The 12,889-nt window shown below is 39.4% G+C and carries 10 protein-coding genes; 3 read left to right on the top strand and 7 right to left on the bottom strand.

Annotated elements, in window-relative coordinates; genetic code table 11:
- The first annotated feature begins 12 nt into the window (after positions 1 to 12).
- Both GWI97_RS11765 and GWI97_RS11760 read left to right on the top strand, forming a co-directional pair.
- The gene (locus tag GWI97_RS11765) at positions 13 to 1,038 is read left to right on the top strand and encodes a threonine aldolase family protein (RefSeq protein WP_161751998.1); all 1,026 of its coding nucleotides are present in this window, start codon (positions 13 to 15) and stop codon (positions 1,036 to 1,038) included.
- A gap of 150 nt (positions 1,039 to 1,188) precedes the next feature.
- The gene (locus tag GWI97_RS11760; RefSeq protein ID WP_036936959.1) at positions 1,189 to 1,452 is read left to right on the top strand and encodes a DUF3811 domain-containing protein; all 264 of its coding nucleotides are present in this window, start codon (positions 1,189 to 1,191) and stop codon (positions 1,450 to 1,452) included.
- A gap of 126 nt (positions 1,453 to 1,578) precedes the next feature.
- Here the strand turns inward: GWI97_RS11760 and xylB are convergent, their stop codons facing one another.
- From xylB to GWI97_RS11740, 4 genes are all read right to left on the bottom strand, one after another.
- Positions 1,579 to 3,036: a xylulokinase gene (gene xylB / locus GWI97_RS11755; RefSeq protein ID WP_036936961.1), complete on the bottom strand. Its 1,458-nt coding sequence runs from the start codon at positions 3,034 to 3,036 to the stop codon at positions 1,579 to 1,581.
- A 72-nt stretch (positions 3,037 to 3,108) separates the two neighbouring features.
- Positions 3,109 to 4,425, bottom strand: a complete 1,317-nt coding sequence (gene xylA / locus GWI97_RS11750) for a xylose isomerase (RefSeq protein WP_036936964.1) — start codon at positions 4,423 to 4,425, stop codon at positions 3,109 to 3,111.
- A gap of 10 nt (positions 4,426 to 4,435) precedes the next feature.
- The gene (nhaC, locus tag GWI97_RS11745) at positions 4,436 to 5,911 is read right to left on the bottom strand and encodes a Na+/H+ antiporter NhaC (RefSeq protein ID WP_036936967.1); all 1,476 of its coding nucleotides are present in this window, start codon (positions 5,909 to 5,911) and stop codon (positions 4,436 to 4,438) included.
- Positions 5,912 to 5,917: 6 nt separating this feature from the next.
- Complete coding sequence (locus GWI97_RS11740; protein ID WP_161751997.1) at positions 5,918 to 7,087, bottom strand: MalY/PatB family protein; 1,170 nt, start codon at positions 7,085 to 7,087, stop codon at positions 5,918 to 5,920.
- 188 nt (positions 7,088 to 7,275) lie between these two features.
- On the opposite strand from GWI97_RS11740, the gene GWI97_RS11735 reads away from it, so the two are divergent.
- Complete coding sequence (locus GWI97_RS11735) at positions 7,276 to 8,442, top strand: XylR family transcriptional regulator (RefSeq protein ID WP_036936973.1); 1,167 nt, start codon at positions 7,276 to 7,278, stop codon at positions 8,440 to 8,442.
- A 40-nt stretch (positions 8,443 to 8,482) separates the two neighbouring features.
- On the opposite strand, the gene GWI97_RS11730 is transcribed toward GWI97_RS11735, so the two are convergent.
- The 3 genes from GWI97_RS11730 to GWI97_RS11720 all read right to left on the bottom strand — a co-directional run bounded on the left by GWI97_RS11730 (position 8,483) and on the right by GWI97_RS11720 (position 12,461).
- Entirely contained in the window at positions 8,483 to 8,773 is a 291-nt protein-coding gene (locus GWI97_RS11730; RefSeq protein ID WP_036936975.1) for a VF530 family DNA-binding protein, read from the bottom strand.
- A 151-nt stretch (positions 8,774 to 8,924) separates the two neighbouring features.
- Positions 8,925 to 10,529, bottom strand: coding sequence for an MFS transporter (locus GWI97_RS11725; protein WP_161751996.1), 1,605 nt, complete (start codon positions 10,527 to 10,529; stop codon positions 8,925 to 8,927).
- A 63-nt stretch (positions 10,530 to 10,592) separates the two neighbouring features.
- Positions 10,593 to 12,461 carry an amidohydrolase gene (locus GWI97_RS11720; protein ID WP_087802456.1) on the bottom strand — a complete coding sequence of 623 codons (1,869 nt, stop codon included), beginning with the start codon at positions 12,459 to 12,461 and terminating at the stop codon, positions 10,593 to 10,595.
- Positions 12,462 to 12,889 lie beyond the last annotated feature (428 nt).

Genomic DNA, 12,889 nt, shown 5'->3' with positions numbered 1-12,889 from the left:
ATAGGAGAAAACATGTACCGCTTCCAAAATGATTATAATGAAATTGCACATCCTGCGGTCATGAAGGCAATCACGGATACAGTGGGGCAACGCTATGATGGTTATGGTATGGATACACTTTGTCATCAGGCCGCTAAATTAATAAAACAGCGTATTACACAAAACGAGGCTGATATTCACTTCTTTAATGGCGGTACTATCACCAACTTAACGGCTATTTCTCATTTTTTACGTCCACACCAAGCTGTTATCTCTGTCAGTACTGGACATATCGCTACACATGAAACAGGCGCGATTGAGGCAACTGGGCATAAAGTTATCACCACATTTTCGGCGGATGGTAAATTAACGCCTGCATTATTAAAACCCATTCTTGCTGAACATAACGATGAACATTGGGTACAACCCAAGCTTGTCTATATTACAAATGCTACCGAAATTGGTACGGTTTATCGCAAAGCAGAACTACAAGCACTGCGTAATTTCTGTAATGAGCATAACTTGTGGTTGTACCTTGATGGTGCTCGTTTAGCCGCAGGGCTTATGTCTGCACTAAGCGATCTCACTATTGAAGATATCGCAAACTTAACAGACGCCTTTTATATTGGTGGCACAAAAATTGGTGCAATGTCAGCGGAAACCCTAGTCATTTGTCATCCGACATTGAAAGCTGATTTTCGTTTTAGCTTGAAACAAAAAGGGGGATTGCAAGCTAAAGGCTGGTTATTAGGTGCCCAGTTTGAAGCATTATTTAATGATGATCTCTATTTTAAATTAGGCAAACATATTAATGACATGGCATCGCAATTAACGGAATTCTTCACCGCACAAGGTTTTGATTTTTTAGCCCCTCCAGAATCTAACCAAATATTTGTTATTCTACCTAATACTATTGCAGAAAAATTAACTCAACAGTTTGTTTTCCATAGTGTTTTACTTGAAGAACCTAACTTGAGTTGTTTACGCCTTTGTACTTCTTGGGCAACAACACAGCAAGATATTGATAGTTTTAAAAGCGCATTTCTCCAATTAGCTTAACTCTCTCATTTCAACTTATCATTATGCATTACGCGTTTATTTCGGCGTAATGCATTTTCAATGTAATAAGAATTTAAAATATAGTGATGGTGAGGCACTTTAATGATGTTATATTAAAGACTCCTCACTCAACATAGGTAGGGTAATAGCATGAAGAAACTGACACTCCAAGAAATGACAGATGCCCAACAAATGCGAGTAAGAACCCGAATAGGTCAAGAAAGAAAAAAATTAGGGCGAGAATTAACTAATGCCGAAATGAATAAAGTCAAAGATTCCATTATTACCGAAATCTCCCTCGAAGTTGAAAAAGCCACCAAAAAAGCACAAACCCTCAAAAAGAAACAAAAACGAACCCCAAGTGATGAAACCTACAGTTGGTCTGCCCAAAATCATCGTAGCGGATACCGTTAATCTTTTAATTAGCCCTGGTATATTTATCAGGGCTAAGCCATAAATTCCGAGTACTCTGAACAACAACACCTAATAAAGCGTCTAATGGTGCAAGTAATACATCACTAATAATCAATACCAGTTTTCCTATTGTATTTCCATTGTATCAATTAATGCATATAACTTTTTAAAAGCATGATATTTTTTTTCGTATGCTTTATGTCTTTCTAAATTGGGTGTATGGCGTTTTTCAAGCTTAGGCTGAGAAAGAATAACCCGTGATGAATGTACGGGATTTACCGCTAATTGTGCTAGTCTTGCAGCACCAAGCGCAGGGCCAACATTACCATCTTGACGATAATCAAGGGTTTTTCCTGTAATATCTGCAAGCAATTGTCGCCAATATTCACTTCTGGCACCACCGCCAATTAAGGTAATGTTATTGGCTAATTGTCCAGCATTATCAGCGACTTCAATCCCTTGTCGTAAGGCAAAACTCACACCTTCAAGAACAGCCTGGCATAAGTCGACACGTTGATGTTCATGGGTTAATCCCCAAAATACACCTTTCGCATTTGGGTTGTTATAAGGTGTCCGTTCACCGGAAAGATAAGGCAAAAAGAGTAGAGGGCTATCAACAAAAGTCGCGTGTTCAACTTCTTCAAACATCGCACTTACGCTTTCAATACCTGTTACTTTGCATACCCAATCAAGGCAGGATGCTGCACTCAACATCACCGACATTAAGTGCCAAGTATTAGGTAAAGCATGACAAAAACTATGTACCGCATTATCACTATTTTGAAGAAACTTTTCGCTAACCACAAAATAAACACCTGATGTACCTAAAGAGAGTATCGCTTGGCCGGGTTGATAAACCCCAACACCAATGGCTCCTGCGGCATTGTCTCCGCCACCAGCAATAATAGGCACCTGCTTCATATGCCATTTTTTAGCCACATCAGCTAACAGATAACCGGTGATTTGATTACCTTCAAATAAGGTTGGCATCTGACGGCGCGTTAATCCGGTTGCGCCTAAAAGTTCATCACTCCAATCACGTTTTTGCATGTCTAACCAAAGCGTACCTGCTGAATCTGACATGTCACTGGCAAAATTACCGGTCATCTTCCAGCGCAAAAAATCTTTAGGTAATAAAACATGTGCAATACGTTGAAAAATTTCAGGTTCGTTTTCAGCAACCCATTGTAGTTTAGGCGCTGTAAACCCTGGCATGACTAAATTACCGGTGATTTTTTTAAACTGAGGATATTGTACTTCAAGTGTCTGGCATTGCTGAAAACTACGGCCATCATTCCATAAAATAGCAGGGCGCAAAACTGCTTGTTGATCATCAAGTAAAACGGCACCATGCATTTGCCCACTTAACCCAATCGCTTCTATGTGTTCCATCGGAAAACGACGTCCGAGGTCAATAATGGCTTCTTCTGTAGCATCCCACCATTGCAGGGGATCTTGTTCTGACCATTGAGGGTGAGGGCGTGATATTGCTAAAGGAACTGAGTGAGTGGTGACAACGTCACCTTTTTCATTCATGATGATCGCTTTAACACTCGATGTGCCTAAATCTAACCCTAAATACATGAAGTTACCTCATGATGTTTATTTGATATATAAACACAGCGGAAAATCCGCTGTGTTATAGCCATTGAGCAATTACCCAAAAATATAGCGATTCACTAAGCTTTCTAACATTTCTTGACGCCCACTTTGTAATTGTGGCGCTAATGTGTTGCTTTGTGCGTATTTCGCCACATCCTCAAGACTTAATTTACCTTGTAGGATATTTTGGCCAAATTCGGCGCTCCAGCCTGAATAGCGCTGTGCCGTGAATTTATCAAGGCCACCATCTTGGATCATTCTTGCTGCAATGCGCAATGCCATTGCCATCGTATCCATTCCTGAGATATGTCCATAGAAGAGATCATATTTATCGTTGCTTTGACGACGAACTTTAGCATCAAAGTTTAATCCACCTGTTGTAAAGCCTCCTGATTTCAGAATTTCATACATCACTAATGCATTTTCTTCAACGCTGTTAGGAAATTGGTCTGTATCCCAACCTAATTGAGGATCACCACGGTTAGCATCAACAGAGCCTAAAATCCCCAACGCAATCGCAGTAGCAATTTCATGATGGAAGCTGTGTCCCGCTAATGTCGCGTGATTCGCTTCAATATTTACTTTCACTTCTTTTTCAAGACCAAACTGTTTTAAGAAGCCATAAACGGTTGCAGTGTCATAATCATACTGATGTTTCGTTGGCTCTTGAGGTTTTGGCTCAATCAGCAATGTGCCTTGGAAACCAATTTTGTGTTTATGCTCGACCACCATCTGCATAAAGCGACCCAATTGTTCTCTTTCTTGGCGTAAATCGGTATTTAACAGGGTTTCATAACCTTCACGTCCGCCCCATAATACATAGTTTTCTCCCCCCAGTGCTTTTGTCGCTTTCATCGCTTCACACACTTGTGTTGCGGCCCATGCAAAGACATCAGGATCAGGGTTCGTTGCCGCACCGGCGCCATAACGAGGGTGAGTGAAGCAATTTGCGGTTCCCCATAATAACTTAACGTTGGTTTCTTCTTGTTTTTTCGTTAATACATCGGTGATCGCCGCCATGTTAGAAATATATTCATTGATGCTATTTCCTTCAGAAATCACATCGACATCATGAAAACAATAGAAAGGAACATTTAGCTTATGAAAGAACTCAAAGGCAATATCGGCTTTACGCTTAGCTTGTTCTAAAGCTTCACCGGGTATTTGCCATGGTCTATCAAACGTCCCGATACCAAACATATCAGAACCATTCCAGCAGAAGTTATGCCAATAACAAGCGGCAAATCTGAGGTGATCTTCCATTCGTTTACCCAAAATAATCTCATCAGGGTTATAGTAACGAAACGCTAATGGGTTATCGCTTGTTGTGCCTTCATATTGAATTTGTTCAATTTTATCAAAGTAAGACATGGAACCGTCCTTATTTAGTATCAAGTTGTAATTCTGAATGTGATCCAAGCTCAGCAGTCATTTCTTCCTGCTCTTCTGGTGTTAATTTGGCAATACCAAAGCCCGTAAAACCCCACAGCATGGCAAAGAAGATGCCACTCCAGCACAATACAGCCCAAGGTAAGTAACTTAAGGTGGCAACACCTAACGTACCCGCCATATAAGCGCCTGCGGCAGTCCACGGTAAAATAGGTTCAAAGATAGTGGCGGAGTCTTCTACAGTACGCGCCAGATTTTTAGGATGTAAGCCGCGTTCAATGTAGGCACCACGTAACATTTCGATAGGAATAAGAATGGAGATTTGTCCGTTACAAGTCACACCAATCATGGTTAGTCCGCAAGCAATAGTGGCTAAAATCATTGAACCTGTTGAGTGCACCATTTTTAACAATGCATGGACAATCACTTCTAATGCGCCACTTAACGATAAAGTACCAGCAAAAGAGAGGGCACAGAAACAGATAAGCAAGGTGCTCATCATGGAGTTCATGCCACCGCGATTTAGTAAATTACCCAATAATTCAGGGACTTCTTTACCTTGTATCATCGAGACATTAAAGCCATCAACCGCACTTTTTACGATGTCATGTAAACCAAAACCTTGAATAAGATAAGCGTTAAGCATTGCGATAGCGGCAGAAGCTAACATCACTGGGATAGTGGGTTTTTTCGTGACTGAACCATATAAAATGACTAATACTGGAATGAGAAGAATAAAATTGAAGTTATAAACATTCTCAAGACCATTTGTAATTAATGTCACTTTTTCTGGCACACCTTGACCCGCTAAATCGCCATTCATGCCATAAACTGTCATCACAATCGCCGTTAAAATCAGCGAAGGCAGAGTGGTGTAAAGTAAGTGCCAAATATGTTGATAAAGGTCAATCCTCGCTGCCATTGCGGCAAGGTTGGTATCACCTGATAATGGTGAAAGCTTGTCACCAAAATAAGCCCCAGCAACTACAGCACCGGCTGTGGCAGCAAGATTTGCTTCCATGCCCACAGCAACACCCATAAAAGCGACCCCAATGGTTCCAGCAGAACCCCATGAAGTTCCCGTACAGACCGACACCAATGATGTGACCAATAATGCCGTAACATACAGCATTTCTGGGCTGATCATTTTTAAGCCGTAATAGATCATCAGTGGAATAGTACCACCAATCATCCATGTACCAATTAATAGACCTACACTGATTAAAATCAGCAAGGCTGGCATGGTTTTAGCAATCTTTTGTGAGATAGCGGTTAAGATCTCGTCATAGCGAAACCCCAACCGTTTTACTAACAGTGCAGCCACAACGGTCGAAAGCACCATCAATGGTTCTGGGGGTAAATCAAAAGCGGCATAACCGCCTCCTAATAACACCACCATCGTGAGAATAGGAAAGAGCGATTCAATAAGTGTAGGCGTTCTCGGGCTGTTTATCGTTTGCGTTTTCATTGTAATTTATTCCAAACTGGCGTGAGGTAAGGTACGAATAAGCCGAGTGAAAACGGTTTCTAATATTGAACGAGGCGTCGCGATATTAATGCGGAAAAAACCATCCCCAACCGCACCAAAACCGCGCCCCCAACTCATTTCTACTTCGGCTAATGAAACAAACCAATGTTTTAGTTGTTCTTCAGTTAACTGCATTTTTTGGTAATTAATCCATAGCATGTAAGTGCCATGACTTTGTGTGATAACCCAATTGGGAAAGTGGCGTTCACATTGTTCTTTTACCCAACGTCGATTATCAGCAAGGTACGTTTTTAATTCACTAAGCCATTGTTGGCCTTGTAAGGTATAAGCTTGTAAAAAAGCGGGAACAGAAAAATACCCTGGATTATGAATACCTACGGCAATCAAGCACTGTTTAAATTTTTCACGATATTCAGGGTTAGCAATCACAATATTTGCTATCTCAAGTCCCGCTAAATTGAAGGTTTTAGCTGGGGACGTGCAAATAAAAGAGTGCTGTTCTACATAGGTGTTTAAGGACGAAATAGGGTGATAGATAGCATCGTCAAAGACAAAATCTGCATGTACATCATCAGAAATAATAAAAACGTGATATTTTTGTGCGAATTTCGCTATTTTTATTAAATCAGCTTGTTGCCATACTGTTCCTGTTGGGTTATGCGGTGATAGCAAAATAAAACAAACAGACTGTTTAAATTTATTTTCTAGATCGTCAAAATCAATTTCATAATAGCCATCACGATAAATTAATGGACTTTCTAATAGATCGCGGTGATTTACACAAACGGTATGACTAATAGGATGGTAAGCAGGTGATAAGGTTGTGATTTTATCACCAAGGTGTGTGAAATTTTGAATATAAAGCGAAACGGCCTGAATAACACGAGGACAAAAAACAATAGATTCGGGAGCAACAGTCCACTGGTATTGCGTTTTAAACCAATTTATAGCCACCTCATTCCAATTACAGCTAATGTCGGTATAGCCATAAATCCCTTTAAGATTAAACTGAGTTAATTCATTAATAATAAAATCAGGTGCTGGAATATCCATATCTGCAACAGATAATGGAATAACGTTCTCATTACTATTACACCATTTCGCGCTATAGGTATTTTGCCTAGAAATTAATTTATTAAAGTTATTCTGATACATGAAAAATCTCCTCGGCAATCATGTTTAAAAACAAAATACGCGTTGTAATTAACATTGGTTATTCCTATTTTTTACTTTGCTATTACGAAATTTGGCTTGTGTGATAGTAATCACATAGCGATAAAAGTAAGTTCGAGCAAAATTAAAGCTGTGGTTTAATGCGTGGCTAGGTGATCAGGTAGAGTAAAATGAAAAAAGATAAATACTTTCGTATTGTGCTGTTATTCAACGCTAATAAAGTGTATGACCGCCAAGTGGTTGAGGGTGTTGGGGAATATCTTCAAGCATCACAGTGCCATTGGGATGTATTTATTGAGGAAGATTTCCGTACTCGACTTGATAATATAAGCCATTGGGTTTGTGATGGCATTATTGCGGATTTTGACGATCCGATTATTGCGAAACATTTAAGCCAATCATCGTTAGCGGTAATTGGTGTAGGGGGCTCTTATCATCAAGAAGAAAACTATCCCCCAGTGCCTTATATCGCTACAGATAATTATGCCTTAGTTCAGCAGGCTTTTTTGCATCTAAAACAAAAAGGGCTTAAGCATTTTGCTTTTTATGGTTTACCCGCGAAAGATCACCCTCATTGGTCTAATGAGAGAGAACACGCTTTTCGCCAATTAGTCACTAGAGAAAAATATCCGGGTATTGTTTATAATGGCATGGATATTACACAAGAAAATTGGCAACATGCACAAAATCGTTTATCTGATTGGATACAAACATTGCCACCACAAACAGGGATTATTGCTGTTACCGATGCACGAGCACGTCATTTACTGCAAGTCTGCGATAATTTAACTATTAATGTACCTGAAGAAATCAGCATTATCGGCATTGATGATGAAGATATGACACGTTATTTGTCCCGTATTGCCTTGTCTTCTGTCGTACAAGGCTCACGGCAAATGGGGTATTTAGCCGCGAAGCTGTTACATCAAACTCTAGAAGGGCATGTAACAGAGAAACAACAAAGAATATTAGTTCCTCCCGTTAAAATTGTTGAGCGTCGCTCAACTGATTTTCATTCTTTTAACGATCCTACCGTGGTCCAAGCCATGCATTATATTTATTACAATGCCTGCAAAGGGATAAAAACAGAGCAAGTATTAGATGCTGTTAATATGTCGCGTTCTAATTTAGAGCAACGCTTTAAAAAAGAGATTGGTAAGACAATTCACACCGTTATTTATGAAGAAAAACTCAAACGTGCTCAAAATTTATTAACTACCACAACACTTGCAATCCAAGAAATTTCAGTAATGTGTGGCTACCCATCATTACAATATTTTTACTCTATCTTTAAAAAAGAATTAGGGATGACACCCAAAGAGTTTAGGGATGAGTGATAATGATACTATCAGCACTATTTTATTGATTCATTGAGTGTTACTTTCGACGGCTATTTGCCCAAGGATCACAATCAGAGTGATCGATAACTTCAATCACATCATCAAGATCTTCTTCAAGAGAATCAAGATAGAGCGCCTCTACTTCAGCACGTGCCCAAGGAGTTCTACGCAAAAACTTTAAACTTGATTTCACACTAGGATCACTTCTAAAGCAGTTGATCTTGATCAGTTGACCTAATTTAGTCCAGCCATATTTGGCCACCAGCGCATTGACCTGCATCTCAAGTGTGACACCATGTAGCGGATCTTTAGAAATATGTCCTGTCATGATTTTCTCAAATATGTTGTTTTATTAAAATTTCAAGATAAGAAGCGGTGCAGAGTACAAGAAAGTCGTGGGAGTATCAATAATTAGCTTATTAAACCAAGCCATTAAGCTAATCTATTCGATAGGCTTTAATGACTTGGTAAAAGGTTAATTACTTTTTGCGCGAACGCGAAAAAGCAGAAAAAGAGTGTGTCGCTTTTTTATTACTAATTATTTTATCTAATTGTTGTTGCAACTGTTTATCATCCATTGTCGCACGATCATGTTGACGAAGATGTTCAGCCCACGAGGCTACCATAAAGGTTTCCATATAAGTCTGAGTGTCTTTTTCCATAATGGCATCAGATGAAACAAAAAGTCCCCATGAGTAACCCCCATCTCTTAGCCGAACTGTTTTTAGTTGATTCATTAAATTGAGAAATTGTTCGCGATGAGTTGCATCAATTTGATAATTTACAGTAATTAATACAGGGCCTTTATCCGTTGTAATTTCAATAAGTTCATTATCAAGAGTAAAATGTTCTGAGTGCTGTAAGTTAATGTTGTCATGTTCTAATTTTACACGTAAAACACACAACCAAACTAAAATAATCCCGACGGTTGCACACAATAAGGCTACTGTCACAGAGGTATGTGAGGCAATTTGCCCCCAAACAAGAGAGCCTAATGCCATTGAACCAGAAAATACTGTTAAATAGAGTGCAAGGCCTCTAGCTCGTACCCAATTAGGCAATGCCGTTTGTGCTGAAACCATTAATGTAGAAAGGGTGATTATCCAACTAAATCCTGCAAGCATACTGGCGAAAATAGCAAGATATCTTGAAGTCGCACTGGCAAAAATAAATAACACCAACGCAGTCCCCATTGTACCAATAGCGATTAATGTACTAGTACTTAGTTTTTCACGTAATGTTGATAAACTAAATGCGCCCCCCACTGCACCAATACCAATGCTGGTAGTTAATAAACCGTATAATGTGGCATCCCCGTGTAATGATACCCGTGCTACTAGCGGTAACATTGCCCAATAAGCACTGGCAAAAATAAAGAAGCTGGTGGCTCTTATAATCGTTTTAATCAGTGCGGGACTATAACGCGCATAGCGTAAACCGGAAATCATCGCCGCAACAACAGACTCAGCAGGGAGTTTACCTTCTTCTTTTTGCTCACCGTCCCACCACCATACAGCAAGAATAATAGCAATAAAGCTTAGGGCATTAAGTAAAAACGGTAAATAAAGACCCACTTGAGAAATTAAAATACCAGCAAGTGCGGGGCCTATTGCACGGCTAATATTAATTCCCATACTATTTAAGGCAATACCCGATTTTAATTCATTTGGTGCAACAATACTCGGCACAATCGCTTGCCATGCTGGGCCTAAAAATGCCGCTCCAGAACCTAAAACAAAGGTAATGAATAATAACCAGCCAATGCTAATAACATCGAAATAGACCAGAACTGCCAATAATGAAGCCGCGCAAAGCATCAATATATTGACAAAAATAAGTAATTTTCGTTTATCAAAAATATCAGCAATTGCACCTGCTGGAAGCGCCAATAAGAAAACAGGTAATGTTGTCATGGCTTGAATAGCCGCAATCATAACGGGATCGGGGCTTAGGTTTGTCATCAACCAACCAGCGCCCACATCATTCATCCAAGTACCAATATTAGAAAATAGCGTTGCTATCCATAATATGAAGAAAACACGATTACGTAAGGGTGACCATGCAGAGGTACGTTGCGTTGCCATTGTCTTATCTCTCTTTGTTTGAGATGGTCAGTAAATCATTACCGACCCTCGTTATCATAAAAATTAGAATGCAAAGCAAGAACAGCCTAAAGCGCCCCAAAATGCATTATCATCTGAAATAGGAATGGATGATTGGCGAGCAATATCATGTTGATGCCCATGAACATGGCAAGCCCCACAACATTGATGTAACTGATTTAACACCGCCGTTTTTGTTTCTTGTTGTAAATAAGAGTAATGCCCTGGGACTTTGATCACTGGAGACCAATCGGGTAATACAGGAATAGAAGGGGGCGTTAATGATGAGAATGCGCCATTGGCATACACAATCTTACCATCCACTACCGTTAAAAGTGATTCAATCGCTTTGATCTCATTTTCAGGTACTCGAAAATAATCCGCTGAAAGGGCGATAAAATCGGCAAGCTGACCTGCTTTAATTTGCCCCTTTTTACCTTGTTCATTAGAAAACCACGAACTTCCCATTGTCCATAACATAAGCGCAGTATCTCTGTCTAAACGATTATCACTGTCATACATTTGCATACCCCCGACGGTACGCCCTGACACTAACCAATAAAGCGCTGTCCACGGATTATAGCTAGCAACACGAGTTGCATCCGTACCTAATCCAACAGGTACTTCTGCATTTAGCATTTTGGCAACAGGCGGTGTTTGTTTCAGTGCTTTTGTGCCATAACGTTGTGCAAAATATTCACCTTGAAACGCCATCCGATGCTGAATAGCTAATCCACCGCCAAGTGCTTTAACGCGTTCAATATTTTTTTCACTGATGGTTTCGGCGTGATCGAAAAACCAATGTAATCCATCAAAAGGGATCTCTTTATTCACTTTTTCAAAGACATCTAACATGCGACTAATGGATTCGTTATACGTAGCATGCAAACGAAATGGCCAGCGATGCTCAACTAAATGACGGATCACTTTTTCTAATTCCGTTTCCATATTTTCAGGAAGGTCAGGCCTTGGTTGTAAGAAGTCCTCAAAGTCGGCGGCAGAAAAAACTAACATTTCACCTGCACCGTTATGACGGTAGAAATCACTGCCATCGCCAGGTGATACCATTGATGTCCATTGTTGAAAATCTTCAAACTCTTGTTTGGGTCTTTGAGTAAATAAATTATAAGCAATACGAATAGTTAATTGGTTGTTCTTAGCTAACTCATCTACGACTTGATAATCTTCAGGGTAATTTTGAAAACCACCTCCGGCATCAATTGCACTCGTCACACCAAGACGATTCAATTCTCTCATAAATTGACGAGTTGAATTGACTTGATATTCAAGGGGTAATTTAGGGCCTTTTGCTAATGCAGAATAGAGCAACATAGCGTTGGGTTTTGCTATTAATAATCCAGTCGGGTTACCATGTTCATCACGCTGAATTTCTCCCCCTGGTGGATTAGGTGTCTCTTTGGTATAACCAATCGCACGCAATGCGGCTTTGTTAAGCAATGCGCTATCATAGAGGTGTAAGACAAAAACCGGTGTATCTGGAGAAACCGCATTAATTTCATCCAGCGTTGGCATACGGCGCTCTGCAAATTGAAATTCACTCCAACCACCAACAACACGCACCCACTGTGGTGACGGTGTCACTTGTGCTTGTGACTTTAGCATATCAAGAGCAATAGAAAGAGAAGGTACACCTTCCCAACGTAATTCAAGGTTATAGTTTAATCCACCGCGGATAAGATGAAGATGTGAATCATTAAGCCCAGGAATAATAATATGGTTTTTTAGATCAATGATTTTTGTTTCTGTATTTTGAAACTGCAACGCTTCATCATTTGAACCAATAAAAAGAAATTTACCTTGATGGACAGCTATCGCTTGAGCGATAGGCTTTTCTCTATCAAGAGTATGGATCTCACCATTGATAAATATTTCAGACGCGAAAGTTTTATTCATGATTTTTGATTTCCTATTTAAAAAGAATCAATCCTTTTGTTAAATAAAAGGCGTGAGCGTACCGTGCTTTATCAGCAATACAGATAACTATTTCTTTTTTAAACAAATTAAAAAATAAGCAAGTAAGTTTTTATTTTTATTTTAGTGGGCTTATTAAATTGTAGCTTAAGTTCATTTCATTACTATTTAAAACATTTGCTTTAAGGGAACAAAAAAAATGAACAAAAAACCGTTTACAGTCTAATACCGTTATCAATTTGTTCTTTTATAAGTCAAAATCATACTCAGCAAGCCACCGGAAATAAGAATAAGGTGTGTAAAAATTTCACTTAGCGCTACCTCCATTCTCTGTCATTGTTGCATAACATTACTGTTTAAAGCCAAAGCACGCAAAACTGACAAATAAGGTAACTTTTTAGTATTCATTT

It is taken from the genome of Proteus sp. G2300 (assembly GCF_009915965.1).
GTDB classification, from domain to species: Bacteria; Pseudomonadota; Gammaproteobacteria; order Enterobacterales; family Enterobacteriaceae; genus Proteus; species Proteus vulgaris.
The sequence above is the reverse complement of the archived record's forward strand: the minus strand, read 5'-3'. Positions and strand labels throughout refer to the sequence as shown.

Coding starts and splice junctions, on each gene's coding strand:
- GWI97_RS11765 (WP_161751998.1), top strand. CDS start 13: ATGTACCGCTTCCAAAATGATTATAATGAAATTGCACATCCTGCGGTC.
- GWI97_RS11760 (WP_036936959.1), top strand. CDS start 1,189: ATGAAGAAACTGACACTCCAAGAAATGACAGATGCCCAACAAATGCGA.
- xylB (WP_036936961.1), bottom strand. CDS start 3,036: ATGTATTTAGGGTTAGATTTAGGCACATCGAGTGTTAAAGCGATCATC.
- xylA (WP_036936964.1), bottom strand. CDS start 4,425: ATGTCTTACTTTGATAAAATTGAACAAATTCAATATGAAGGCACAACA.
- nhaC (WP_036936967.1), bottom strand. CDS start 5,911: ATGAAAACGCAAACGATAAACAGCCCGAGAACGCCTACACTTATTGAA.
- GWI97_RS11740 (WP_161751997.1), bottom strand. CDS start 7,087: ATGTATCAGAATAACTTTAATAAATTAATTTCTAGGCAAAATACCTAT.
- GWI97_RS11735 (WP_036936973.1), top strand. CDS start 7,276: ATGAAAAAAGATAAATACTTTCGTATTGTGCTGTTATTCAACGCTAAT.
- GWI97_RS11730 (WP_036936975.1), bottom strand. CDS start 8,773: ATGACAGGACATATTTCTAAAGATCCGCTACATGGTGTCACACTTGAG.
- GWI97_RS11725 (WP_161751996.1), bottom strand. CDS start 10,529: ATGGCAACGCAACGTACCTCTGCATGGTCACCCTTACGTAATCGTGTT.
- GWI97_RS11720 (WP_087802456.1), bottom strand. CDS start 12,461: ATGAATAAAACTTTCGCGTCTGAAATATTTATCAATGGTGAGATCCAT.